26 protein-coding genes are annotated in these 25074 nt (G+C 39.7%); 21 read left to right on the forward strand and 5 right to left on the reverse strand.

Annotated features, from left to right (window positions below; all coding sequences use genetic code 11):
* Window positions 1–16 precede the first annotated feature (16 nt).
* From MB14_RS07290 to MB14_RS07360, 15 genes are all read left to right on the forward strand, one after another.
* The gene (locus MB14_RS07290) at window positions 17–712 is read left to right on the forward strand and encodes a YjjG family noncanonical pyrimidine nucleotidase (RefSeq protein ID WP_062590927.1); all 696 of its coding nucleotides are present in this window, start codon (window positions 17–19) and stop codon (window positions 710–712) included.
* A gap of 108 nt (window positions 713–820) precedes the next feature.
* Complete coding sequence (gene pruA, locus MB14_RS07295) at window positions 821–2449, forward strand: L-glutamate gamma-semialdehyde dehydrogenase (RefSeq protein ID WP_062590950.1); 1629 nt, start codon at window positions 821–823, stop codon at window positions 2447–2449.
* A 111-nt stretch (window positions 2450–2560) separates the two neighbouring features.
* Window positions 2561–3052, forward strand: coding sequence for a hypothetical protein (locus MB14_RS07300; protein WP_062590928.1), 492 nt, complete (start codon window positions 2561–2563; stop codon window positions 3050–3052).
* The gene (locus MB14_RS07305) at window positions 3045–3479 is read left to right on the forward strand and encodes a PaaI family thioesterase (protein WP_062590929.1); all 435 of its coding nucleotides are present in this window, start codon (window positions 3045–3047) and stop codon (window positions 3477–3479) included. The genes MB14_RS07300 and MB14_RS07305 overlap by 8 nt, the downstream gene beginning before the upstream one ends.
* A gap of 18 nt (window positions 3480–3497) precedes the next feature.
* Window positions 3498–3920, forward strand: a complete 423-nt coding sequence (locus MB14_RS07310) for a hypothetical protein (RefSeq protein ID WP_062590930.1) — start codon at window positions 3498–3500, stop codon at window positions 3918–3920.
* A gap of 264 nt (window positions 3921–4184) precedes the next feature.
* Entirely contained in the window at window positions 4185–5063 is an 879-nt protein-coding gene (locus tag MB14_RS07315) for an alpha/beta fold hydrolase (protein WP_053222451.1), read from the forward strand.
* A gap of 65 nt (window positions 5064–5128) precedes the next feature.
* Window positions 5129–6169 carry a sensor histidine kinase gene (locus MB14_RS07320; RefSeq protein WP_062590931.1) on the forward strand — a complete coding sequence of 347 codons (1041 nt, stop codon included), beginning with the start codon at window positions 5129–5131 and terminating at the stop codon, window positions 6167–6169.
* The gene (locus MB14_RS07325) at window positions 6166–6885 is read left to right on the forward strand and encodes a LytR/AlgR family response regulator transcription factor (RefSeq protein ID WP_062590932.1); all 720 of its coding nucleotides are present in this window, start codon (window positions 6166–6168) and stop codon (window positions 6883–6885) included. Before MB14_RS07320 ends, MB14_RS07325 begins: the two co-directional genes overlap by 4 nt.
* Before the next feature lie 114 nt (window positions 6886–6999).
* On the forward strand, window positions 7000–7377 hold the full coding sequence (locus tag MB14_RS07330) for a DoxX family protein (RefSeq protein ID WP_062590933.1): 378 nt from the start codon (window positions 7000–7002) through the stop codon (window positions 7375–7377).
* A 214-nt stretch (window positions 7378–7591) separates the two neighbouring features.
* Window positions 7592–8149: a fasciclin domain-containing protein gene (locus MB14_RS07335; protein ID WP_089082158.1), complete on the forward strand. Its 558-nt coding sequence runs from the start codon at window positions 7592–7594 to the stop codon at window positions 8147–8149.
* A gap of 84 nt (window positions 8150–8233) precedes the next feature.
* Window positions 8234–8890, forward strand: a complete 657-nt coding sequence (locus MB14_RS07340) for a DUF4331 family protein (protein WP_062590935.1) — start codon at window positions 8234–8236, stop codon at window positions 8888–8890.
* 25 nt (window positions 8891–8915) lie between these two features.
* Window positions 8916–9461 (forward strand): DUF4331 family protein, encoded by a 546-nt coding sequence (locus tag MB14_RS07345; protein ID WP_062590936.1) that lies wholly within the window; start codon window positions 8916–8918, stop codon window positions 9459–9461.
* Window positions 9462–9583: 122 nt separating this feature from the next.
* The gene (locus tag MB14_RS07350) at window positions 9584–10879 is read left to right on the forward strand and encodes a tetratricopeptide repeat protein (RefSeq protein WP_062590937.1); all 1296 of its coding nucleotides are present in this window, start codon (window positions 9584–9586) and stop codon (window positions 10877–10879) included.
* The gene (locus MB14_RS07355) at window positions 10880–11386 is read left to right on the forward strand and encodes a hypothetical protein (RefSeq protein ID WP_062590938.1); all 507 of its coding nucleotides are present in this window, start codon (window positions 10880–10882) and stop codon (window positions 11384–11386) included.
* Window positions 11387–11520: 134 nt separating this feature from the next.
* Window positions 11521–13776: a TonB-dependent receptor gene (locus MB14_RS07360; protein WP_062590939.1), complete on the forward strand. Its 2256-nt coding sequence runs from the start codon at window positions 11521–11523 to the stop codon at window positions 13774–13776.
* A gap of 159 nt (window positions 13777–13935) precedes the next feature.
* On the opposite strand, the gene MB14_RS07365 is transcribed toward MB14_RS07360, so the two are convergent.
* From MB14_RS07365 to lpdA, 4 genes are all read right to left on the reverse strand, one after another.
* Window positions 13936–14148 (reverse strand): hypothetical protein, encoded by a 213-nt coding sequence (locus MB14_RS07365; protein ID WP_053222443.1) that lies wholly within the window; start codon window positions 14146–14148, stop codon window positions 13936–13938.
* 391 nt (window positions 14149–14539) lie between these two features.
* A complete protein-coding gene (locus MB14_RS07370) occupies window positions 14540–15361 on the reverse strand; it encodes an anti-sigma factor (RefSeq protein ID WP_062590940.1) in 822 nt (273 codons plus the stop codon).
* Window positions 15362–15871 (reverse strand): RNA polymerase sigma factor, encoded by a 510-nt coding sequence (locus MB14_RS07375; protein WP_260310608.1) that lies wholly within the window; start codon window positions 15869–15871, stop codon window positions 15362–15364. It abuts the gene before it with no gap.
* A 123-nt stretch (window positions 15872–15994) separates the two neighbouring features.
* On the reverse strand, window positions 15995–17392 hold the full coding sequence (gene lpdA / locus MB14_RS07380; RefSeq protein ID WP_062590942.1) for a dihydrolipoyl dehydrogenase: 1398 nt from the start codon (window positions 17390–17392) through the stop codon (window positions 15995–15997).
* Between the two features lie 166 nt (window positions 17393–17558).
* On the opposite strand from lpdA, the gene fabG reads away from it, so the two are divergent.
* The 4 genes from fabG (at window position 17559) to MB14_RS07400 (ending at window position 21912) form a co-directional block, all read left to right on the forward strand.
* Window positions 17559–18305, forward strand: a complete 747-nt coding sequence (gene fabG, locus MB14_RS07385) for a 3-oxoacyl-[acyl-carrier-protein] reductase (RefSeq protein WP_053225076.1) — start codon at window positions 17559–17561, stop codon at window positions 18303–18305.
* Between the two features lie 184 nt (window positions 18306–18489).
* On the forward strand, window positions 18490–20562 hold the full coding sequence (locus MB14_RS07390) for a VWA domain-containing protein (RefSeq protein ID WP_132644153.1): 2073 nt from the start codon (window positions 18490–18492) through the stop codon (window positions 20560–20562).
* Between the two features lie 137 nt (window positions 20563–20699).
* Complete coding sequence (locus MB14_RS07395) at window positions 20700–21455, forward strand: tetratricopeptide repeat protein (RefSeq protein WP_062590944.1); 756 nt, start codon at window positions 20700–20702, stop codon at window positions 21453–21455.
* A gap of 34 nt (window positions 21456–21489) precedes the next feature.
* Window positions 21490–21912 carry a DoxX family protein gene (locus MB14_RS07400; RefSeq protein WP_062590945.1) on the forward strand — a complete coding sequence of 141 codons (423 nt, stop codon included), beginning with the start codon at window positions 21490–21492 and terminating at the stop codon, window positions 21910–21912.
* A gap of 1 nt (window position 21913) precedes the next feature.
* Here MB14_RS07400 and MB14_RS07405 read toward each other — a convergent pair whose 3' ends face one another.
* A complete protein-coding gene (locus MB14_RS07405; protein WP_062590946.1) occupies window positions 21914–22378 on the reverse strand; it encodes an Lrp/AsnC family transcriptional regulator in 465 nt (154 codons plus the stop codon).
* A 148-nt stretch (window positions 22379–22526) separates the two neighbouring features.
* On the opposite strand from MB14_RS07405, the gene MB14_RS07410 reads away from it, so the two are divergent.
* Both MB14_RS07410 and MB14_RS07415 read left to right on the forward strand, forming a co-directional pair.
* Window positions 22527–23780: a cystathionine gamma-synthase family protein gene (locus tag MB14_RS07410; protein ID WP_062590947.1), complete on the forward strand. Its 1254-nt coding sequence runs from the start codon at window positions 22527–22529 to the stop codon at window positions 23778–23780.
* A 77-nt stretch (window positions 23781–23857) separates the two neighbouring features.
* On the forward strand, window positions 23858–24544 hold the full coding sequence (locus MB14_RS07415; protein ID WP_062590948.1) for a hypothetical protein: 687 nt from the start codon (window positions 23858–23860) through the stop codon (window positions 24542–24544).
* Window positions 24545–25074 lie beyond the last annotated feature (530 nt).

Below are 25074 nucleotides of genomic sequence, written 5' to 3' on the forward strand. Positions count from 1 at the left end.
ATTTCTATTCTTTATTTTGAAAAACTACCAACATATCTTTTTCGATTTGGACCATACCCTTTGGGATTATGACACCAACGCCATGACGGCCTTACACGAACTTTACGACCATTATAGGTTCGAGCAAATTACTCATTTCGACAAAGACACTTTTGTACAACACTTTTTTCAAGTGAACAACGAACTTTGGAGCCTTTTTAACAAACACCAAATTCAGCGCGAACAAATTAGAGAAAGGCGGTTTGCCACGATTTTTGAGAGATTAAATGCCAAACTCGACATTATACCGCAACAATTGGATTGTGAATATGTAGAACTCTGTCCAACCAAAGAGGCCGTTTTCGAAGGAGCTCACGATGTTTTAGATTACCTGAAAGAGCGCTATCAGTTGCACATTATTACCAATGGTTTTGACGATGTGCAGACGATTAAAATGAAAAGCGCCAAACTAGATCATTACTTTGATGTGATCGTAACTTCTGAAAACTCAAATTCCAGAAAACCCTCCGCTCCTATTTTTGAACAAGCATTACAAAGGGCTGGCGCCAAGCTAAATGAGAGCATCATGATTGGCGATAACTTGGAATCAGACATTCAAGGCGCACGAAATTTTGGTATGGATCATATTTGGTTTAACCCCAGCAAACTAACAAGCGATTTTCCGCCTACATACGAGATTCAAATGCTTAGTCAATTAAGGAACTTACTCTAGCCAATCGGGTTTTTAATCCATAGGCGAAACCTTATATTTGCCCAAGTCAATTTATGACCCTGAAATGCTTTGGGGAAAAAACAGAAAACAAATTCAAAAAAAGAAATTATGGCAACAGGATTCTTCAACGTACCTCCCGCTAGAAACGAACCAATAAAAAACTATGCGCCAGGATCTCCTGAGCGTGAAAGCTTGCAGGCAGCTCTTGCCGAAGCGCGTTCGAAACAAGTGGATATTCCGATGTTTATCGGGGGAAAAGAAGTGAGAACTGACAACAAATCTCCGCTAAGCCCTCCACACGATCACCAACATATTTTAGGTTACTTTTCTAACGGAGATGCCTCTCATGTTTCGGCTGCGATTGATGCTGCCATGGCAGCAAAAAAAGATTGGGCCAACACAAGTTGGGAAAACAGAGCAAGTATTTTCTTGAAAGCTGCCGAGCTTATTGCTGGACCTTATAGAGACAAATTGAACGCAGCAACCATGCTGGGTCAGTCTAAAAATGCTTACCAAGCAGAAATCGATTCGGCTTGCGAAATTGTAGATTTTTTAAGGTTCAATGTTCAGTACATGACCGAGATTTACAAGCAACAGCCCGATTCTGCACCAGGCATTTGGAACAGAGTAGAACAAAGACCACTAGAAGGTTTCGTGTTTGCCTTAACTCCATTCAACTTTACAGCCATTGCAGGTAACCTTCCTTCGGCACCAGCCATGATGGGTAATACCGTAGTTTGGAAACCTTCAAACACTCAAGTTTATTCTGCGAATGTTTTGATGGAAGTTTTCCGCGAAGCAGGTGTTCCTGATGGCGTAATCAACCTTTTCTTTGTAGATGGCCCAACAGCAGGTGAGGTAATTTTCGAACATAAAGATTTCGGTGGAATCCACTTTACTGGTAGCACAGGTGTTTTCCAGCACATATGGAAAACCATTGGAAACAACATTTACAAGTACCGTTCTTACCCAAGAATTGTAGGCGAAACTGGTGGTAAAGATTTTATCATGGTGCATGAATCGTCTAAAGCAAAAGAAGTGGCAACTGCTATTTCTAGAGGCGCGTTCGAATTCCAAGGTCAGAAATGTTCTGCCGCATCGCGTGCATATATTCCTTCTAACCTTTGGGAAGATGTGAAGAACTATGTAATCGAAGACTTGAAGTCGTTCAAAATGGGCGGTACCGAAGATTTCGGAAACTTCATTAACGCTGTAATTGACGAAAAATCATTCGATAAAATTGCCAAATACATTGACGATGCCAAGGCAAGCGATAAGGTAGAAGTAATTGCTGGTGGTGGTTACGACAAATCGAAAGGTTACTTTATTGAACCAACTGTATTGTTAACAACCGACCCTAAGTACACAACCATGTGCGAAGAGATCTTCGGCCCTGTAATTACAATTTATGTATACGAGCCAAAAGATTACGAAGCTACTTTAGAATTGGTAGATAACACTTCGCCTTATGCATTAACGGGTGCGCTTTTCTCTGCCGACAGATATGCACTTGAGGTAGGAATTAAAGCCTTAGAAAACTCTGCAGGTAACTTCTACATTAATGATAAACCAACAGGTGCCGTTGTAGGACAGCAGCCATTTGGTGGAGCTAGAGGTTCTGGTACAAACGACAAAGCAGGTTCTATGATCAACTTATTGCGTTGGGTTTCTCCGCGTTTGATCAAAGAAACTTTTGTAACGCCAACAAATTACAGATACCCGTTCTTGGGAGAGTAATTCTTAAATAACTATCTAAAAAGGCCTCAAATGAGGCCTTTTTAGATTTTAGGGAAGTCCATTTCATGAATAGCCACAAAGGACTAACTTTAGGCTACAACATTAGTATCTATGAGCAATCACTTTCACTCTCAAAAAGAAGTAGAAAATTACTTAAGCACCACCGTAGCTGAACTTTTGTCTCAACTTACACCAGAACAAAAGCCTCTCTGGGGAAAAATGACTCCGCAACATATGGTGGAACATCTGATTGTGGTATACAAGCTGTCAATGGGTAGGTTTAGTGTGCCTGTGGTTTCTAAAGAAGAAGATTGGCCTAAGTTGAAAGAATACTTAATGAAGGACAGCCCTATGCGTAGAAATGTGCCATCCCCCAATGGTAAAAGCGAGCTTCAGCCACTAAGATTCGCTGACCTTGAAGAGGCCAAACAGAAGTTCTTTGCGGAAACAGAAACTTTCTTAAAGTTTTGTGAAGCCCAGCCCGAGTTTATCGCTAATCATCCATATGGCGGCCCATTAACAGCTCAAGAATGGTTGTTCTGCCATAAAAAGCACATCAAACATCATCTTATTCAGTTCGAGCTTATTCCAGATTATGAATGATCTCGAACATTACAGGCGATTAGAACGACTATTTGATTCTGCTCCTTTGAATCAAGGGATTTTCGCTGGTTCCGAATTGAAGGTGAGTGACCGTGAAGCTACTTTGGAACTCACCATTGGCAGCCATTATTTTCATGCGGCCGATGCCATGCATGGCGCCATCTACTTCAAACTGCTAGACGACTCGGCTTATTTCGCTTCGGCTTCTGTAGAGAAAACTTTTTTCTTACTTACAAAATCCTACACCATCCACTTCAGACGCCCCGTTTTCGAAGACCGCTTAACGGCCATTGGAAAAGTACTTTCCGTTAACGAAAAGGAAATTATCAGCAGTTCTGAAATCTATAACCAAGAAGGAAAACTCGTTGCCCATGGCGAAGGCGTTTTTGTACGGGGGCCGAAGAGGTTGGAAGATTTGATTACCTAATTTCATAGATTACGTATTATGAAAGTGAAAAGAAACATCAAACAACTATCAACAGTAGAGCTCTTGTTTGAACTAGATAACAAACGTTCTTCTTACCCAAAAGAAGAAATTGATAATGAAATAAAAAACCGAAACCTCACTGAAGCAGAACTTAAAAAGGCATTCACCGAGAAGCAGTTTGTTACTAGAATCCGGAGTGAAAAAGTAAACCAATCAATGACAATTGCTCAAATGATACTTCTATTCATATTTCCCATTGGTATTGAATCTCATAATAACGATGGCGGACCAGAGCTCTCCTCGTGGGAAACAAAGGATGGTTTTTATCGATCAGGTGGCTATGAAAAAATTGCTAAACAGCGTTTTATAATTAAGTTATCCAGTTTACTTTTTTGGACTATTATTGCTATTGCCGCTGCGTGGTATCTAGGAAATAGGTAGTTAAAGCTCGTGGCTTCCCCTTAGCCCCTCCAGTATTCCTTCGCGTTTTTATTTGTCTTCTTTCGGTTGAGGGGGAAAGCTGTTACCAATAGTTTTGTGCGTTAGTCCAACAGACTCTTTCGGTCTTCCCTTTCAGGGTAAGAAGCTCAGAGTGACGATAATGTTAGGCCATTCCACTCCCGAGGGTTTTCTTCCGCTCCCTTAAATGTCTTCAAAAAGGGTATGTAGCCCACGTACTTTTGGGTACAACAAAATTTACAAGACATGAGAAAATTCAAAACAACAATTCTGGTCACTTTATTAAGTATCATCAGTTTTCATCTGAAATCACAAGATCCCGGTTTAAACATTCGCGTAGTAGGTAAAGGTCAGCCTGTCGTGCTTATCCCAGGGCTTACTTGCTCTGGCGAAGTATGGGATTCTACCATCGAAGCCCTAGATGCAAACTTCGAGTACCACATCATCACCCTGCCGGGCTTTGCTGGAAATGCACCCCTTGCCGATCATGAAGGAAAGTACTTGGCCAAAATGAAAGATGAAGTAGTAAAATACATCCAGAAAGAAAAGTTAAAAAAGCCCATCATTATTGGTCATAGCTTGGGCGGATTTTTAGCATTGAACATTGGTATTCAGAACCCAGATCTTCCTTCAAAACTAGTAATTGTAGATGCGCTACCATTTATGACAGGTGTAATGATGCCCGGCATGACAGCAGAAGAGGCCAAGCCTATGGCCAAATCAATGAAAACGCAAGTAGTGGCTTCTGCCAGTCAACCACTTGAAGGAAGAAAAGCCTACCAGCGCCAAATGCTCACAAGTATGATTAATGATCCTGCGCAAATTGAAATTGCTACACAATGGGCAATTGACAGCGATCAGGAAACTGTAGGCGAGTCGATGTACGAAATGTATACGACAGACATTAGAGGCGAGCTTGGCAAAATAAAAGTACCAACCTTAGTATTAGGGGCATGGGTAGCGTATCAACCGATGGGTTCGACCCGAGAAAGCACTTTAAAACTTTATACAGACCAATATGCCAACTTAAAAGGAGTTCAAGTAGACATGACCGACATTGGCAACCACTTTATCATGTGGGATGATCCTGAATTCTTTCAGAATTGGTTGAAAAAGTTCTTATAAATTAGCCAAATGAAATAGCGTTCTAATTGATGAATTGAACGCTATTTCCTTCAATTTCGATAACGATGAAGCAATCAACACTCTACTGGATCTGCCAAATTTTTGGCTGGGCCATTTACTCTTTGTTTTCTGTAGGCATGATGTATGTTTTTGGTGGAACAGAGAGCATAACCCCCGACACATTAAAGCTACAGCTCATTATTGGAGTTTGTTTGATCTCTTTCTCTCACTTATTCCGAACGTTTATAAAAAAGAATGATTGGACACAATTAGCACTGAAATCCTTAATCCCAAAATTGATTTTAGGTGTTCTTGTAGTGGCTTTTTTAGCCCAATCTTTCATCCATTTACTTATTTATTACTTACTCCCTCTAAATAATATTGCTGCTTTCAGCTGGGTGAATTTTGTTGGGTATGTAGGAAGTGTTACCATTGTAATGGCCAGCTGGGCAACCCTCTATTTTGCTTACCACTTTATTCAACGCAACCGAAGAAGCGAGATTGAAAAACTTGAACTTACGACAGCCTTGCAAGAAGCAGAATTGGCCATTTTAAAAAATCAGATCAACCCTCATTTTCTGTTTAATGCGCTAAACAACATCAGATCACTTATTCTTTCCGACCCTGAAAAGGCGCGCTCTATGGTTACCCACATTTCGGAACTCTTGCGTTATTCCATCCAATTTAACGCAGCCGAAAAAGTAACGCTGGGGCAGGAAGTGGCTATTGTGAAAGATTATTTGCAATTGGAGTCCATTCAGTTCAACGACCGATTGACCTATGCTTTTGAAATCGATGACAGCAGTTTGGATATCAAAATTCCTCCAATGGCCATTCAACTTTTGGTTGAAAATGCCATTAAACATGGCGTCTCTCAAATGACAACTGGTGGAAATATTTTGATCAGGTCGGTACTTGAAAATGACCACTTGCGCATTGAAGTTTGCAATAACGGCCAGCTCAAGGAAAAAAGTAAACGCGAGGGAATTGGGCTAAAAAACCTGATCGAACGTTTAAAAATTCTGTTTGGCCATTTTGCCGAACTCAAAGTTGAAAACTCATCTGAAAATACCGTAACCGCATCGCTCAAAATTCCATTGTCATGAAAGCCCTAATTATAGATGATTCAAATTTAGCAAGGCAAGAACTTAAGCACTTGCTGAAAAACAGAGATGATGTTCAAGTAATTGGCGAAGCTGAAAACGCTGATGAAGCAATAGAAAAAATTCTTGACCTAAAGCCTGAGCTGCTTTTCCTTGATATTCAGATGCCGGGCAAAGATGGCTTTGAATTACTTCAGGAATTGGAAGATGCACCAGAAGTTATTTTCACCACCGCCTTCGACCATTATGCCATGAAGGCTTTTGATCATAATGCCCTCGATTACCTTCAGAAACCTATTAAAGACGATCGTTTGGCTTTAGCGCTAGAAAAGGCGGCTTCAAAAATCAGAAAACGGGCATCAGACGCAAAAGACAAAAATGTATTGGGCTTGAATAACCAGGTTTTTGTGAAAGATGGCGAAACCTGCTGGTTTGTAGATTTAGCAGAAATTCGAATCTTAGAAATTATGGGTAGTTACACCCGCATTTTCTTCAAAAACCAAAAACCCATGATTCCGCGGTCGCTCAATTATATGGAGTCACGCTTAGACCCTGAAGTATTCTTTAGGGCGAATCGCCAACAAATTATCAATCTAAAATACATTCAGCGTATTGAGCCTTGGTTTAGCGGCACGCTCAAAGTCTATTTAAAGGATGGGGAAGAGATTGAAGTTTCTCGCAGACAAAGCATCAAGTTTAGAGAAGTAATGAGTTTTTAATCGCCCCTAAATTCAATTGTCAATTGAAGAGATTAAAAGTCAACCAAATTTAAATTTTCGATTGGTTTGAAAAATTTTGATCTTCAACGACTTAAACCTTAAAACTCCTAAACCATGAAAAAGAAAATCCTTCTCGTTCTATCCGTACTCTTTGGGCTAATGTTTATTAATGCAGGCTTAAACAAATTTTTCAATTACATGCCTGTACCAGACGACCTACCCGAAAACATGATAAAAATAATGGGTGCCATGGCGGAAATAAGTTGGCTGATGCCGCTTGTTGCCGTTGTCGAAATATTAGGTGGAATACTCTTTATTACGCCTAAATATAGAGCATTAGGTGCAATAATGATTTTTCCGATAATGGTCGGAATTATGTTAACGCACACCATAAATGACCCTTCTGGTTTACCAATGGCCCTTGCTTTCCTTGCCATTAACCTTTGGGTGATATTTGAGAACAGAGCGAAGTATATGCCGATGATTAAGTAAATACTATATCTATCCCAGGTCTTCTACATAAGGTCTGGGATAAAATTAAATTCGCTTCCCATCTTTCTACAAAACAAGGCTTAACCTCTCAGAGGTTACTTTTTCTTAGCCGGCCCTTATCCATTACACCCCACAAAATAAATTTTCCTCTCCCCCTAAATCCAGTCGTACGTAGGGTTCCGTATGTATGACCGAAATCAAAAACAAACACCTAATGAGAAAGAAAATCACACAGTTACTGATGATCGCGTTTTTCGCAATAGGAGCAAACTCAATTCAAGCCCAAAGTACCGTAATGGTAGGGGGAGAAAAGATGTTCCCTATGAAGAACATTATTGAAAACGCGATTAATTCAAAAGACCACACCACCCTAGTTGCCGCAGTGAAGGCAGCAGGTTTGGTAGAAACTTTGCAAGGCGCAGGACCATTTACGGTTTTTGCACCCACCAATGCAGCGTTCAACAAATTGCCAGAAGGAACAGTAGCAACGCTATTAAAACCTGAAAACAAGCAAATGCTGACTCAAGTACTTACTTACCATGTAGTGGCAGGTAAAATGGATTCAAAGGCCATTATGAAAGCCATTAAAAAAGGCAATGGCATGGCAGAATTAAAAACTGTGAGTGGAGGCGTATTAGTTGCCAAAATGAACGGTGAAAAGAACATTACAATCACCGATGAGAAAGGAAACTCATCCAACATTTCCCTGTACGATGTGTATCAGTCCAATGGAGTTATCCATGTAATCGACTCGGTCGTACTTCCTAAGTAAACCATCAAATTTAACATAACTATTTAAAAATCAGATTGATAAAATATCAATCCGGGATTCTTATTGTCAAAAATTATTAACATTATGAAAAGAAAAGCAGTAATCACCCTCGGTAGTTTGGCGCTAATTGCCACAGTCTACCTTTTCGCAGCGGATCATATTGATGCCCCTGGCGTTGCAAGTACATCTTCGGATATCACAGACTTTTACGCATTCCAAAGCCCTGAAACGAGTTCGAACGTAGTGTTCGTAGCCAACCTTCAAGGTTTGTTATCTCCATCAGCTTCTGCATCGGCAAATTTTGATGAGAACGTAATGATTGAATTCAATATCGACAATACTGGCGATGCTGTTGAAGACCTTGTTATTCAGTGTACTTTCAAAGACGGTAAAGTTTATGTGTATGGCCCAATGGCGCCAACAAGAACAGGAACTACCTCTACAATTGTTTCTTCCATGACTGCAACAGCCACAGCTAACATTACCGCTTACGGTGCCAATGCTACAGTTGGAACAGCTGGTGGAATAAAAGTTTTCGCTGGCCCAAGAGATGATCCATTCTTTATGGACTTTGCTCAGTATGGTGAAATTATAGCAGGAAACGCAACAAGCTTCAACAATCCAGGAGCAGATACTTTTGCAGGTACAAATGTAATGTCTGTTGTAGTTGAAGTTCCAAAGTCTGCCGTAGGCGGATCAGGAACCATCAATACTTGGGTAACCAGTAACAGAAAGCAATAATTTTTAATCAGAAAAAGATACTAAGATGAAAAAGACATATTTAAACAAATTTTGGGCAGTAGCCGCAGTTTGCACACTTGCCCTAGGAACTTTATCATGTGGTGACGATGACGGAGAAATGACTCCAGAAACTTCAACTACATATGTACAAGAAGATCAAATGGGTAGACCTGCCATCAATACGGTATTTGTATCGGCTGATAAGAAGGACGAATTCAATACTACCATTCCTTCTATGCAAGGCCCTGCATTCCAGTCGGCATTTCAAGCTAAGCTTTTGGCTTTAAACCCAAATTACACTACCAACTTATTAACCTTTGATGCAGCTACTTTTACAGGTGCTTTAGCAACAGATGTTTTGAGTGTATCATTAGATGGAACAACCACTTTCTATGATGGAACAAACGTGTTAACTGGTAGGGCTTTGGCCGATGACGTAATCACCGTAGAACTGATTTTGATCTTTGGTGGTCCAAACGCGACCGATAACCCTGGTCTAACTGACGACAATGTAAGTTCAAACGACAAAGCATTCTTGTCTACTTTCCCTTACTTGGCAACACCTTGGTAAACCATAAATAAATAGCAGCAGTCTTGAATGTTAGCATTATAAGCAGCCCCTGATACATCCCGAATTGTCGGGACAGAGTGACTTTCAAGACTGCTCCTTTTCTCACCTCAAAAGCTACAATCATGAAAAATCTAATTTGGCTATTCCTTAGCTTCGCTGTTCTTTCTTGTCAAAGCAAAGTATCAGAACAAAAAATTGCCGATTCGGCAGATTACGATCAGTTTCTACAAGCGCAACCATCACAGCAATCTTTAGAAACTTTGAATGAAGAAATTAAATTCTGGGAAAATAAACTTTCCAGTTCTCCCAACAGCTTTACCTACATCAGTAAACTGGCTGGTTTAAAAAGCCGACAATTCAGGCTTGATGGATCTATAGAAAACATCCACATTTCAGACAGCCTTTATAAAAAAGCTGTGGAATTAAACCCCTTTAGCAACGCGAGCTTATACCAAGCGCTGAGCGGCAACTCAATTACAAAACATGAGTTTGTCGAGGCAAAAAAATATGCTGAAATGGCCTTGGCCGAAGGCGATAAAAAAACAAGTACTTACTATTTACTCTTTGATGCACTCATGGAATTGGGTGAGTACCAAAGAGCAACGGGTATCCTGAACATGCAGGAAAACAAATCATCTTTTGATTACCTAGTACGTGCCTCAAAATTGGCCGATCACAACGGAGGTTTAGATAAGGCCATTGCACTTATGGAACAAGCTTTTGACAGAGTAAAAGCCGATCACTCACTTTTCAGTTGGGCAAAATCTAACCTTGGCGATATGTATGGACATGCTGGAAGAATTCAAGACTCTTACAATGCCTACCTAGAAGTGTTGAACAAGAATCCGGAACACTGGCATTCATTACAGGGCATTGCTTGGATTAACTTTGCCCATGATAAAAATACGAGTGAAGCCAAAAGAATTTTAAACAAGATGAAAGCGCATGTAAATGATCCTCAGATCAATTTTATTCTGGCCGAAATTGCCGAATACGAAAACAATGAAGCACTTTCTACAGAATTGAAAAAAGCATACTACGCACAAGCTTCATCTCCCGAATATTTAGGTATGTATAACAAGTATCTTATTCTTTTAGAGGCTGAAGATTTAAGAATGCCAGATGCGGCCTTAACAAGGGCAACTGCCGAACAAGAAAAGAGGCCAACGCCTGAAATGTATGACTTGCTTGCCTGGTCTTATTTTCAGAAAGGCGACCATAAAAAAGCCTTAGAACTGGCTACTGCTCATATTGAAAATAAGACTTCTCACCCTGAAGTACTTTATCACTTGGGAGTAATCTTCAAAATGAACAATTTTGCGAAAAAAGGTAACACTTACTTAAAAGAAGCCTTAGAAAGCACTTTTGAGCTAGGCCCTTTAACTACTGCAAAAATCGAAAAAGCACTAAAAAGCTAAATGACCAAGCTTGTCGCCACCGGACTTCTAATCACCTACGTGATCATACTCTTTGGGTATGGGGCAGCGACAGCAAGCCATAATTTTTTACATGCAATTGAAAATCCATTTCATAGCCATGGTCATGCTCATAAACACGAGCAAGACCATGGACATGAGGAGGAAAAAGACGAAAGTCATCATCATGAACACGATACTGTTGCTGAAAATGAAAATCATCATGCAGTAGACAGTGATCACGATCATGCTGAAACCCAAGCCAATAACAATAAGCACAACATTGAAGATCACACTTTGGGTTTTAACAAACTGAATAGTCAGGATCAAGATGTTTCACCAACCGAAACTTTAAATCCTCTTTTCATTTTCGTTTATACACAGTCCAGTAATTCAACTGAGCATCTTGCTATTAACTTCAAGCTTTCAGAAACAGAGCATCATTATTTAAGCCTTTACAAAAGTTTAGACACAGAACCGGTTACTCCTCCGCCTCCAACCATTTGTTAATTCCTCGAAAAGCCAACTCATCTGTTGGCTACTAAATCAAATCATTAATTGAGCACAGAACTTTCATGTCCTGAACAGGATACGAATGTCTAATAACATCAATCTGTCGCTCATGAGGCTTTAACATTAACAACATGAAATTTAAATTCATCATAGTATTGCTGTGTCTAATTACCAGCAGTCTGGCTGCCCAAACAGGAGAAATCAAGGGCACAATTATAGATCAAGATTCTGGCGAACCTTTAGTAGGTGCCAGCGTTGCCATAGCACAAACAAGTATAGGAGCGGCCGCAAATAGTTACGGAAAATTTTCTATTCAAAACCTTAAAACTGGTGAGTATGAATTGGAAATCAGTTTTGTTGGCTTTGAAAAACTCAGCAAAAAAGTAATGGTAACAGAAGGTAGTTCAACTCAAGTTGAGCTCTCACTTAAACCTTCTGCCCTTTCTCTTGGCGATGTTCAAGTAACCCAAAACTTAGCACAAAATGCTTCTATTATTTCAGCATTAGACATTGAACTTAGGCCCATTAGTACTTCGCAAGATGTACTGAAAATTGTACCAGGTCTTTTTATTGCCCAGCATGCCGGAGGAGGAAAAGCAGAGCAAATTTTCCTTCGTGGTTTTGATATAGACCACGGAACCGACATTGCCCTTTCGGTAGATGGAATGCCTGTGAATATGGTTTCGCATGCGCATGGTCAAGGTTATTCAGATTTACACTTTGTAATTCCAGAAACCATAGAGCGAGTTGCTTTTGATAAAGGGCCATATTATGCCAACAAAGGAGATTTTAACACTGCTGGCTTTGCTACCTTCAGTACTAGAAAGCGATTGGAGTCAAACCTATTTAAAGTAGAAGGCGGTCAGTTCGGTACTTTCAGAACAGTTGGTCTTTTTAACTTATTAGAACCAAAAACCACCAAAGACCCAAGCCTCTATTTGGCTACGGAGTACTTTCGTACCAATGGTTATTTTGAAAGCTCACAGAATTTTAATCGATTCAATACCCTTTTAAAATACCACCAACGACTTTCAGATAACAAGACCATAGAACTATCTACCTCTGCCTTTACCAGCAGTTGGGATGCTTCGGGACAAATACCTCTAAGAGCAATTGAGAGTGGACAGATTTCAAGGTTTGGAGCCATTGACGATACTGAAGGAGGAAATACCAGTCGCGTGAATTTGAACGCTAAACTCACAACCGATTTATCGGATGGGGGAATTATTGAAAATCAGGTTTTTATGTCGAAGTATGATTTTAAACTGGTTTCTAACTTCACCTTTTTCTTAAACGACCCAATCAATGGTGATCAAATTACACAAAGCGAAGACCGCCAGATTTATGGCAGTAACAATAGCTATTGGAATAACTGGAGCTTGTTTGGATTAAAAGCCTCTACCGAATTCGGAACAGGTTTTAGATACGATCAGGTAGATGATATTCGCCTATCAAGAACATTGAACCGAAGAGAAGTATTATCGGATTTGGCCCGAGGAGACATTAGGGAATCAAGCGTTTACTTCTATGCCGAAGAGCAATTGGATCTAACAAAAAGGCTCTCATTAACCGCAGGTTTAAGGTACGATTATTTCACTTTTGACTACGTAGATGCGCTTACCCCTACTTACAACAGGCAAGTAGAAAACAAAGGAATACTAACTCCAAAGTTTAAACTAGGTTATCAAGCCGCTACCGACCTGAATTTTTATGTAAAAGCTGGTATGGGGTATCACTCGAATGATACACGTGTGGTTGTAGCTCAAAACGGTAGTGATATTCTGTCAAAAGCCTATGGCGTTGACCTGGGTACACTTTGGAAACCAACGGAAAACCTTTTGGTGAACGTAGCCTTGTGGCGACTGGATTTAGCTCAAGAGTTTGTGTATGTAGGAGACGAAGGAGTAGTTGAAGCTGGAGGTAAAACTCAGCGACAGGGAGTAGACTTAACTGTTCGTTATCAGCTTACGCCTTCTTTATATGCCAATATGGATTTGAATTATACCGACCCTAAATCGGTAGATGAAGCGGAAGGGCAAGATTATATTCCATTAGCCCCTACTTTCACTAGCATTGGTGGGTTGAATTATGAAGGAAAAAAAGGGTTTAGAGGAAGTTTACGCTACCGCTATTTAGATGACAGAGCAGCCAATGAAGACAATAGTGTAGTTGCCAAAGGGTATTTTCTTATGGATGCTGTTTTGAACTATGAAGTTGGCGCATTCGACTTTGGAATTGCTATAGAAAACGTTTTAAACACCGAATGGAGAGAAGCGCAATTCGATACAGAATCGAGATTCCGAAATGAAGCCCAGTCTGTAAGTGAAATACACTTTACACCAGGCACACCTTTTCAAGCCAGATTATCTGTTGCTGTTAAATTCTAAATGAACTTGATCTTTGACAAGGGAATTCAAGCAATTGATTTTCTGATGGGAGTCTCACCGTAAGGTGAGGCTCTTTTTTTGAAAACTCTTGGAGGCTTAAAGTCGATATTCACATTAAAGTGAAGCCCACTAACAAGCCCTCCAAGAGTTAAATATTGTTTACCCTTTCTTTTTACCAGCCACTAGCACAATCGCACCAATTACGGCCAATACGCCACCAGTAATAGGTGACCAATAGATTGGGTTATTTTCCTTCTTATTGATTTCAACAACGCCTAGATCAACTACCTCCTCTTTGGTAACTAAGTTAACCCCAGTGAAAATGGTCATTAAAATTCCGCCTACGAGTAATATGATTCCTATGGTTTTCATTTTTCTTTGATTTGGTAATGAAAACTGATTGGCAATTAGTGCTCCAATGCGTTTAAAGCATTTCAGATAGGTTTTCACTTTAGGAAGTTGTAGATTTTATTACCCAGATGTATTCAGATTTCTCACTTATTCCAGAGAAAGGCCTTCGAAGCCTTGGAGTAGGTGGCAGAGTATATTAACGCTCAAGGATAATTCATTAAGTCACCCTGTAAGGATCCTTTTCAGAAATACAGACCTCAATTATAGATCCTTCCTTCGTCAGGAAAAGAAAGCGACAGTACTTTTGTTTTCAGTCTGCCATTAAGATGACACCCGTATTTTTAAGAAAAGAAAGAGCACAAAAAAACCACCTTACGGTGGTTTCAATTTCTTTGGTAAAAGCTTTTAAGGCTTAAACAGCTCCGGCTACTTGCATCAGGTCAAGTGTTGGGTTTTCACTTCCGCCTTTAGGCTCAATGGTTACTGCAAACATGGAGGCATTCTGAACATTCTTCATTTTCATCAGTCCTTCCACATCAAAATCAAACACGCCCATATCTACTGGCACTCCATCTACAATGGCCCAAAGCTGATATTGCTGTTCTTCGGTTAATGTTTTTAACTGCTTAATATTCAAGTACGCCTCATCCGTTTTAGCATTCCAGTAAACACTTGCCGCATATGATTGGGTTGGGTCTACCGCACCCATATTCACTCTTTTAAAGTCGGTGTCGCTAATAATATCAATATCTGCTACCAGATCGTCCAAGCGGTTATTTACTTGGTTATACTGTTCTGCCATTTGCGAATTCTGTGCTTGCAACTGAGCAAAGGCATCGGAAGAAGCCTTCCATTTTCCGTGATAATCATAAGCTAAATATGAAGTTACCAGTGCTATGGTTACTGAGGCAGCCACCATATATTTCCACATTCCATTATTGGTTTGTGGCATAGGAATCACCTTTGGTTCTTCCTTTTGTTTCGTATTCTCTTCTTTCAATCCCACCTCACTAGCGCCCAAAGTCGACATAATATTTGCTTTCAGATCGGCAGGTGGTTGGATTGCAGTAGCCATGGCGATACCCTCTAAGCTATCCTCAATGGCGTTTAATTCTTCACGCAATTCAGGATACTCAGCTAGGCGCAACTCTACCTCTATACGCTCTTGTGGGGAGAGCGTATCGAAGATGTATTCTTCGAGTATGCCAGACGCTATGTATTCTTTAATATCCAATTACAACTGTACTTTATTTCTTAAATGTTTTAAAGCCGATCGCAAACGAGATTTCACTGTACCCAAGGGTATATCATATTCGTCAGCAATCTCTGAATGAGAAAAACCTTCGAAATATACCTTTAATAGAACAAACCTTTGTTCTTCCACAAGGTCGTCCATCAATTCTCTTACACCAATTCCATCAACTGAAGTTTCCGTGCTGTTTTGTCGGTCGATGGTATATACGTACTCATCAATAGAATCAGTTTTAGCACTTCTTTTTATTTCTTTAGAACGAATTTTATCAATGGCTGCGTTTCGGGACAAGTTAAGCATCCAAGTAAACAAACGCCCTTTTTGAGGGTCGTACATTCCTATCTTGTTCCAAATTTTCAAGAAAATATCTTGAACAACTTCAGCGGCCACGTCTTCATCTTGTACAATCCTCTGAACAGCGCCATACAAAGCAGCCCCATATTTATCATATAAATACGATAGTGCATCCTTGTCCTGATTTTTTAATCTCAAGATCAATTCCTGCTCTTCAATATGGTCTGGGTTGCGTGCTATTGGTAGTAAGTTGCTTTGTAAAAGTAAAGGGCTTGATGATCAAGCCCTTTACTTTCTAAATATATTATTATAAACCGTGGTTTACAAATGAATTACTTCATCATAAGCCGCAGCTGCTGCTTCCATAATGGCCTCAGACATGGTTGGGTGAGGGTGAACTGTTTTAATGATCTCATGCCCAGTAGTTTCCAGTTTTCTTACAGAAACCATTTCGGCAATCATTTCAGTTACGTTAGCACCAATCATGTGGGCTCCTAGTACTTCGCCATATTTCGCATCGAAAATTAATTTTACGAAACCATCGCTAGCGCCACCAGCTTTTGCTTTTCCTGAAGCTGAGAATGGGAATTTACCCACTTTAATTTCGTAACCTGCTTCTTTTGCCGCTGCTTCGGTATAACCTACTGATGCTACTTCTGGCTGGCAATAAGTACAGCCTGGGATATTTCCGTAGTCTAATGCTTCTGGGTTTTCACCCGCAATTTTCTCCACACAAATAATACCTTCAGCAGAAGCTACGTGAGCCAAAGCTGGGCCGTGAACGATATCACCAATGGCATAAACGCCATCTACATTTGTTTTGTAGAAATCGTCTACAGTTACTTTACCTTTTTCGGTTTTCACCTTTAGGTCTTCAAGGCCAATTCCTTCTAAGTTGGTAGAAACACCTACTGCTGAAAGCACTACGTCTACATCTAGCACTTCATCGCCCTTTTTGGTCTTCACCGTAACCTTACAAGTTTTACCTTTTGTATCTACAGAAGTTACTTCAGCGCTGGTCATGATTTTCATGCCTGCTTTTTTGAAGCTTCTCTCCAATTGTTTTGACACCTCAGCATCTTCAACTGGAACGATTCTGTCCATGTATTCAACAATAGTTACTTCCGTTCCAATTGAGTTGTAGAAGTAAGCGAACTCTACTCCAATTGCGCCAGAACCAACAATTACCATAGATTTTGGCTGTTTGTCCAGCACCATGGCTTGTCTGTAGCCTATAATTTTCTTTCCGTCAATTGGTAAGTTTGGCAATTCTCTAGAACGGCCACCAGTAGCTAGAATAATGTTATCAGCAGAATAGTCTACTTTTTTACCATCAGCGCCAGTTACTTCTACTTTTTTACCAGCTTTTAGCTTACCAAAGCCTTCGATATGATCGATTTTGTTCTTTTTAAACAAGAACTGAATTCCTTTGCTCATTCCAGCGGCTACGTCACGGCTTCGTTTTACCATGCCATCAAAATCGGCAGAAAACTTACCGTCAATCTTGATTCCGTAGTCTTGCGCATGTTGAACATACTCATATACCTGAGCACTTTTAAGCAATGCTTTGGTTGGGATACAACCCCAGTTCAGGCATATTCCGCCTAGTTCTGAGCGCTCTACCACGCCAACTTTCATACCCAATTGAGACGCTCTAATCGCTGCCACATATCCACCGGGTCCACTGCCTATTACTATTAAATCGTATTTAGTAGCCATATTTTATGAGGTTTTTTCTGTTCAATGCGGCAAAGTTAAGCCAAATGTTCGCAAATAAAATAGTCGAATTGGAGGTATTGATCCTTTTCGTTTTCTTTGAACAGGATTAAAAACCAAAGACGCTTGTCGAGTTAACCGCAAGCTGATTTAATTGTTAGAGAGAAATATGGGTTTATTAACAGGAAAAACAGCACTGGTTACTGGTGCATCGAAAGGAATTGGTAGAGCAATTGCCACCAAAATGGCCCAAGAAGGAGCCAATGTAGCTTTCACTTATTTGTCGAGTGTTGAAAAAGGTGAAGCTTTGGAGAAAGAGCTTGCTGCTTTCGGCATTAAAGCCAAAGGGTTTAGATCGAATGCAGCTGAATTTGCTGCTGCCGAAGAATTGGTGAACGCTGTAGTGGCTGAATTCGGAAGTCTAGATATTTTGGTGAACAACGCAGGCATTACCCGCGACAATCTTTTAATGAGAATGTCGGAAGAAATGTGGGACGATGTAATCAACGTTAACCTCAAATCTTGTTTCAATACAGTAAAAGCTGCTACCAGAACCATGATGAAGCAAAGAGCAGGTTCTATCATCAACATTACTTCTGTAGTAGGTTTAAAAGGAAATGCTGGTCAAGCCAATTATGCAGCATCTAAAGCCGGAATCATTGGTTTCACTAAGTCAGTAGCTTTAGAATTAGGCTCAAGAGGAATCCGTTCAAATGCGGTTGCTCCCGGTTTTATTGAAACTGAAATGACAGACGCCTTAGACGAAAAAACCGTACAGGGCTGGAGAGATGCTATTCCTTTGAAAAGAGGTGGTTCTCCAGAAGATGTAGCCAACGTTTGTTTATTCTTGGCTTCAGATATGTCGGCTTATGTTACTGGCCAAACCCTTCAGGTAGATGGCGGAATGCTTACCTGATTTTAGATACTTATAAAAGTTGGCGCTTTTATGGTGAAAACGTGTTTTTACTTCCTCTTAAAACAGGATTTAGTACGTTGAAATAAAGGCGCTAACTATTTAATTACCTTCTCGTATCTTACCTAGCTTAAATGGATTTGTTGTAAATCGAGTTCAGAATTCACCCCATAATCGCTATTGTCAATTGATATTCGCTAGCCTTCTTCTTAAAACAGACGTCCCTTCGTGGTTTATTCTTTTCTGTTTATTGGCTGGGGCACTCTATGCATTTCTACTTTATTCTAAAAAAACGCCTTGGTCTAAAAACACCAACCGCGCCTTGGCTGGGCTGCGTTTTGTACTCGTTACTCTGCTTTGTTTTTTACTCATGGGGCCACTGCTCAATCAGGTGACTTTTTTTGAAGAAAAGCCTGTGGTTGTAATTGCGGTAGATAATTCAGCTTCTATGCCTGCTACTTATGAAGAGGGCGAATTTGAGTCGTTGAAAACTCAACTTGCAGAAGTTTCAGAGGAAATTATTGATGCCGGTTATGAAGTAAAAGTCAAAAGTTTACAAGACTATGTAGCCAGTGTTAACTTTGTTAACTACGACCAAAACGCTACTAATCTTGAATCCTTACTTAAGGGAATATCCAGCGATTATGAGCAGCAGAATTTGGCGGGCGTTGTTCTTGCTAGCGATGGCATTCATAATTACGGCATTTCACCTCAGTTCACTCAACTCAATTTCCCTGTAGTTACTATCGGGCTGGGCGATACCATTCCTACCAAAGACTTGAGTATTAAAAGCCTGAATTATAACAAGATTGTTTACGAAGGCAACCGCTTTCCACTTGTGGTTGAAGTGTTTAATAATGGCTTCGTGAATGAAAGTGTGAAGGTTCAGGTGTTGAAAAAAGGGACGGTGATTGAAGAAAAATCCTTCAGCCCAAAGGGGGATGAACAAATAAATTCGCTTGAGTTTATTCTGAACGCAGAAACCAAAGGCATTGAAACTTATCAAGTACAGATTCTTCCTTTAGAAGGAGAAAATTCAACCTTAAACAATACCCAACAGGCATTTCTAGAAATAGTTGATAGCAAGCAAAAAATATTGATTGCCGCCCGTGCGCCTCACCCAGACATCAAAGCGCTAAGAAATGTAATCGATCAAAATGAGGGTACCGAAATGCAAGTATTTATTGAGGGAATCAACACCGATATTCCTGAAGGGCCTTTCGACCTGATTGTTTTACATCAGCTACCTGCCATAGAAAGTTTACCCGTTTGGTTAGACAATGCGCTCAAAACAACGAACAGCTTTTACATTACAGGAACAAGTTCTTTGAGTGCCATCAACGAAAAAAACCCTGTGCTCTCTTATAACAACGCAGGGCAATCGGACAATGCGGGGCCTCATTTCAACCCGAATTTTGAGCTCTTTAAAATTGATGAAGTATTGGCGCAACGACTTATGGAATACCCTCCTATTTCCGTTCCTTATGGCCAATTTATGTTTAAAACACAGGCGGATATTTTACTTTATCAGCGAATAGGTTCTGTACCTACACAACGCCCATTATTGAGTATCTATAATGGTGATGAGTTAAAGTCCGCGGTGTTCTCTGGTTCTGACTTTTGGAAATGGTCACTCCAGGAATATGCCCTGAACAATGACCAAAAAATGTTCAATAACCTGATGGGCAAGCTGATTCAGTATTTGGCCACAAAAGACGACAAACGTAATTTCAGGGTAAACACGGAGCGAAATCAATATTATGACAGCGAAGCTATTGAGTTCAACACCGAAGTATATAACGAACTTTACGAGAAAGTTTATGACCGTAATATTGACCTTACCATTACCGATGAGCAAGGTGCTAAGCAGAAACTCAATTATGTAAACAATGCTGGTAGCAATTATAGAGTCACTGGGTTAGATCCTGGTGTTTATAGTTTTGAAGCTTCGGCAACGGTGAATGGAAAACGAGAGGTTGCACAAGGCACTTTTTCAGTTCAAAAATTAGATTTGGAGAACATTAACCTTACGGCCAACCATCAATTATTAAAAAATATAGCCAACAATTCAGGGGGTGAATTTATTCCTCAAGAAAGAATTAACGAAGCCTCAAACTACTTTAAAAATCTTTCTGCAAAATCCATAACGCGTTCAGATGAAAAGCTGCAATCCATCATTAATAACCCTTGGTTGCTGCTTCTTTTCTTGGTTTTGGTCTCTACAGAATGGTTTATTCGAAAATACAACGGCAGTTACTAGCCCCCACAACAAGGTTAAGCCTAATCTTTTCATAAAAAATTCATTGATTAAACTAAAATATTAGTTTAATTAGGAGCATGAATTGCTTGAAAACTCTTTTCTGCCTCGCAGCATTTTTTTCGCTAAGCGCTTGTAGTATGGAAGCCACACAAGAAGAAGCTGATATACTTTTTTCGGAAGGCAACTATGAGGCTGCAGAAGCGAAATATTCTAATGTTATAAAATATGAGCCCGACAATCACTTTGCCATCTTTAACCGAGGTCTTTCGCGCATGGAGATTGAAGATTATGAAGGTGCATATAACGACTTTACTCTACTAATTAGAGCCAAGCAAAACATGCGTAAATCCTTGATTGCAAGGGCAAAATGTTCATTTGAACTTCAAAATTATAAGGGAGTATTAATAGACATGAACGCGCTTTTGGCTGGAGATGAAAAGAACATAGAAGCTCTTGAGCTAAGAGGAAATGCCTATGTAAAACTCTTCGAAAACAATAAGGCCGTTGACGATTTAGATAAAGTAATCAGGGCCAATCCAAACAATGTTCAGGCCCTGGTAAATAGAGGAGCAGCATATGCAAGAGGGAAAGCTGTGATCTCTGCAGTGAACGACTTTGACAGGGCCATCAAAATCAACCCAAACTTACCTGTGGCCTATTTTAATAAAGGTGTAGTATTTTTTATGAGTGAATATTGGGACGGTGCCATTGAAAACTATAACAAAGCCCTCGATCTAGACCCAGACTATGCAGACGCAATAACCAGAAGAGGTATGGCGAAACAAAATTCACCCAAATACACAATTGCAGACGCCTGCGCAGACTTTAAAAAAGCCCAAAAATTAGGTGATCAACTGGCTTCCGAATACATAAAAGAATTTTGCAAAAACTAGTTTATTTTCCAACTTAGAGAAATAAACTATCGCCATGTTCAAAAAACTTCTCGCTACAGGAAACCATAGTTCGTCAACCAGTACAGGCCTATTAATTTTAAGAGTTGGTTTAGCCATAATGATGCTCACGCATGGCTACCCTAAGTTTTTAAAACTTATAGAAGGTAATTTCCAGTTTGGCGACCCTATAGGTTTGGGAGTAGAAGTTTCGCTTATCTTAGCCGTACTGGCCGAATTTCTTTGTTCTATTCTATTAATAGTTGGCCTATTCAGTCGTTTTGCACTTGTGCCCCTGATGGTCACCATGGCGGTAGCACTTTTTGTAGTTCATTCCGCTGACCCTTTCGGCACACAAGAAAAACCAGCAATGTACCTGTTAACCTTTTTCTTCTTATTCATTACTGGCCCCGGAAAGTATTCGCTCGATCAGAAGTTTTTTGGGAAAAGAACTTTCTAGCCTAAAGAAACTGATCTGGAATTTGAGCTGAATGCTTGATTTCTGACATTACAAAAGAGCTTTGTACGTTGCCTATATTATCTAAGTCTGCCAATTTCTTAGAAATAAAGCGTTGGTAAGCATCCATATCGGGCACTAAAACCTTTAACAAATAATCGAACATACCACCGATGTGGTAACAGTCAATTACTTCATCCAACAATTGAATATCCTGTTCAAACTTCTCTATAAAAGCACGCTCATGATTTTTTAATGAAACACTACAGAAGGCCATCATCATCAACCCTACTTTTTTTCTATCAATGCGAATAGAATACTGCTGAATATAGCCTTCTCTTTCAAGCTTCTTAATTCGCTCATGCACTGGTGTTGTGGTTAAGCCTAAGTCTGCAGCAATTTCCTTAGTTGTCTTTTTGGCGTCCAATTGCAGTAAGCGCAGAATCTGTTTGTCAATCTTATCAACCATTTTGTAGCAAATTTTTCTAAATACTAGTTATCATGAGTTAATATTCAGAATTAAATTCTAATGAAAAAGCATTTGTAGATATATTTTCTAATTATATAAGCGATTAAAGAACAGGCTACTTTCGTGCTAATTTTGTAAAAAAAACAGCATGAATAAACCACAGCTTCACCCAGAGAGTTTAATGATGTCTTACGGCTACAAGCCTGAGCTTTCCGAAGGATCATTAAAATGCCCAATTTTTCAGACCAGTACCTTCGTTTTTAAAACCGCAGAAGAAGGGAAAGCATTTTTTGAAGTAGCCTATGGTTTGCGCGAAAAAGGAGACACCGAAGAGCTAGGTTTGATCTATAGCAGACTCAATAACCCAGACCTTGAAATTCTTGAAAACCGCTTAACACTTTGGGACAAAGCCGAAGATTGTGCTGTATTTGAAAGCGGAATGTCGGCCATTACCACCGTATTAATGGAGTTCCTTAGCCCAGGTGATGTTCTACTTTATAGCCAACCCGTGTATGGTGGAACTAGTCATTTTATTGAGCAAATCATTACCCGTTTTGGTATTAAAGTTATCTCATTCGATGCCAAAGATACTGAGCAGGACATTATCGATAGAGTTGAAAAAAGTGGCTTTGGCAATAAAGTAAATATGGTTTATATAGAAACACCTGCCAACCCAACCAATCAACTTATTGATATGGTAATGTGTAAGCGATTGGCCAATCGATACAGCACAGAAGGGCGTCAAACCTTAGTAGCGGTTGACAATACTTATATGGGGCCTCTTTGGCAGCATCCATTAAAGCACGGTGCCGACCTGGTATTATACTCTGCTACAAAATATATTGGAGGCCATAGTGATGTAATAGCAGGCGCTTGTTTGGGTTCAAAAGAATTAATGGCTCGGGTAAAAGGTATGCGTACCTTCTTAGGCAATATGGCAGGGCCTTGGACGGGTTGGTTGCTAATGCGCAGCTTAGAAACCCTAAAAGCACGAATGAATGTTCAGGAAAAGAATGCTCAGAACGTTGCTGAATTCTTAATCAACCACCCAAAAGTGGGCGAAGTCTTCTATTTAGGAAATATCAAAGACGAAAACCAACAACGGATTTTCGACCAGCAATGTGAAGGTACAGGTGCAATGGTTTCTTTTGAAATAAAAGCCGACAAAACGGAAAAAGGAGCTTTTAAATTCTTGAATAATCTAAAACTGATGAAACTTGCTGTAAGTCTTGGCAGTACAGAGTCGCTAGCAGAACATCCTGCTTCGATGACACACGCAGGAGTTTCTCCAGAAGACAGAGAAAAATACGGCATCAGCCCTCAGCTTATCCGCCTTTCTATTGGTGTAGAGCACCAAGACGATATTATCTGGGATATTGAACAGGCTTTAGAAAACGTTTAAAAACACGTCACATACCAAATTGGTTAAACAGGAAGTTCTTAATTGAGCCGTTATGAATTTCCCGTTTAACTTTGGGTATGAAAAAGCTATTCCGAATTCTCGCAGTAATTTTCCTCACCCTAATCCTAGGGCTTTTCGTATTCTATTTGGTTAAGAATGAAAGTTTACCCGAAGAAACTGCTGGGCCAAAAGCCGACAACTTAGCGATTGAAATGATGGAATCCCTTAACAAATCTGCTTGGGATAGTACTACTAACGTTTCATGGACCTTCAAGGGAATTCATCATTATGAATGGAATAGAACCAAAAACTCGGTGCTCGTAAAGTGGGATGAGAATGAGGTTTTACTCAATACAATTAACCAAACCGGTGAAGTCATTCGCCCAGAAAAAATAAGAGAAGAAGGAAAAGAAGAATTGATCAAACAAGCATTTGGCTACTTTAACAATGATAGTTTCTGGCTCTGTGCCCCTTTCAAAGCCTTCGACCCTGGCACTGAAAGAAGCCTTGTTACCCTTAAGGATGGAAAGGAAGGTTTAAAGGTTACCTACACCTCAGGCGGTTCAACGCCAGGCGATTCCTATGTCTGGATTCTAGACGAAAACAATAAACCGATTTCTGTAAAAATGTGGGTGTCTATTTTACCCCTTGGGGGAATGGAGTTTACTTGGGAAAATTACTTAACTCTAAAGTCTGGAGCATTAATAGCTCAAGACCACATACTTTATAATGGTGTAAATATTAATATAGATAATCTGAAGTAAGCTTTAAATTTATAGCTCTATCTCAATTTATATCTTAAAATGACAGCGTGAGTTTAGCTCACAAGCAAAGAGAAAAAGGTTTAACTATGGTTTCAAGATTTACATGAACGGAATAACCACTAACAGGAAGTCACTGCCAATCATCATTATTAGAAAAATCAAAATTATACTTTACTAATAATAGCGAATATCAACTGAGTCTATTTTATAAAAAGGAAAAGCTAATCATCGCTACAATAGTCTAAAAGGCATATTTCATGAATGATATTCATAAAATAATAACTATGCCAAGAGACTAATATAAAATTTCCGACTAAATATTTAGGCTAGCAGAAATCATCTATTCCTTTTAGTTAACAGTCCTTGCTCTACTAATATTCTTATAGTACCACACTATCCGAATATAATTTGCTTACAAGCCATACAAACACACATTCATACTTCATTAATACATTTTGACATTACAATCTATTCTTTAGGTTTAGAACTATTTTAAACCATAAACAAATAACATGAAGAGACCATTACAA

The organism is Roseivirga ehrenbergii, assembly GCF_001593005.1.
Taxonomy (GTDB): domain Bacteria; phylum Bacteroidota; class Bacteroidia; order Cytophagales; family Cyclobacteriaceae; genus Roseivirga; species Roseivirga ehrenbergii.

Bases quoted from the DNA above. Each gene is read 5' to 3' on its own strand.
- pruA (WP_062590950.1), top strand. From the start codon at position 821: ATGGCAACAGGATTCTTCAACGTACCTCCCGCTAGAAACGAACCAATA.
- MB14_RS07300 (WP_062590928.1), top strand. From the start codon at position 2,561: ATGAGCAATCACTTTCACTCTCAAAAAGAAGTAGAAAATTACTTAAGC.
- MB14_RS07305 (WP_062590929.1), top strand. From the start codon at position 3,045: ATGAATGATCTCGAACATTACAGGCGATTAGAACGACTATTTGATTCT.
- MB14_RS07310 (WP_062590930.1), top strand. From the start codon at position 3,498: ATGAAAGTGAAAAGAAACATCAAACAACTATCAACAGTAGAGCTCTTG.
- MB14_RS07315 (WP_053222451.1), top strand. From the start codon at position 4,185: ATGAGAAAATTCAAAACAACAATTCTGGTCACTTTATTAAGTATCATC.
- MB14_RS07320 (WP_062590931.1), top strand. From the start codon at position 5,129: ATGAAGCAATCAACACTCTACTGGATCTGCCAAATTTTTGGCTGGGCC.
- MB14_RS07325 (WP_062590932.1), top strand. From the start codon at position 6,166: ATGAAAGCCCTAATTATAGATGATTCAAATTTAGCAAGGCAAGAACTT.
- MB14_RS07330 (WP_062590933.1), top strand. From the start codon at position 7,000: ATGAAAAAGAAAATCCTTCTCGTTCTATCCGTACTCTTTGGGCTAATG.
- MB14_RS07335 (WP_089082158.1), top strand. From the start codon at position 7,592: ATGAGAAAGAAAATCACACAGTTACTGATGATCGCGTTTTTCGCAATA.
- MB14_RS07340 (WP_062590935.1), top strand. From the start codon at position 8,234: ATGAAAAGAAAAGCAGTAATCACCCTCGGTAGTTTGGCGCTAATTGCC.
- MB14_RS07345 (WP_062590936.1), top strand. From the start codon at position 8,916: ATGAAAAAGACATATTTAAACAAATTTTGGGCAGTAGCCGCAGTTTGC.
- MB14_RS07350 (WP_062590937.1), top strand. From the start codon at position 9,584: ATGAAAAATCTAATTTGGCTATTCCTTAGCTTCGCTGTTCTTTCTTGT.
- MB14_RS07355 (WP_062590938.1), top strand. From the start codon at position 10,880: ATGACCAAGCTTGTCGCCACCGGACTTCTAATCACCTACGTGATCATA.
- MB14_RS07360 (WP_062590939.1), top strand. From the start codon at position 11,521: ATGAAATTTAAATTCATCATAGTATTGCTGTGTCTAATTACCAGCAGT.
- MB14_RS07365 (WP_053222443.1), bottom strand. From the start codon at position 14,148: ATGAAAACCATAGGAATCATATTACTCGTAGGCGGAATTTTAATGACC.
- lpdA (WP_062590942.1), bottom strand. From the start codon at position 17,392: ATGGCTACTAAATACGATTTAATAGTAATAGGCAGTGGACCCGGTGGA.
- fabG (WP_053225076.1), top strand. From the start codon at position 17,559: ATGGGTTTATTAACAGGAAAAACAGCACTGGTTACTGGTGCATCGAAA.
- MB14_RS07395 (WP_062590944.1), top strand. From the start codon at position 20,700: ATGGAAGCCACACAAGAAGAAGCTGATATACTTTTTTCGGAAGGCAAC.
- MB14_RS07400 (WP_062590945.1), top strand. From the start codon at position 21,490: ATGTTCAAAAAACTTCTCGCTACAGGAAACCATAGTTCGTCAACCAGT.
- MB14_RS07405 (WP_062590946.1), bottom strand. From the start codon at position 22,378: ATGGTTGATAAGATTGACAAACAGATTCTGCGCTTACTGCAATTGGAC.
- MB14_RS07410 (WP_062590947.1), top strand. From the start codon at position 22,527: ATGAATAAACCACAGCTTCACCCAGAGAGTTTAATGATGTCTTACGGC.
- MB14_RS07415 (WP_062590948.1), top strand. From the start codon at position 23,858: ATGAAAAAGCTATTCCGAATTCTCGCAGTAATTTTCCTCACCCTAATC.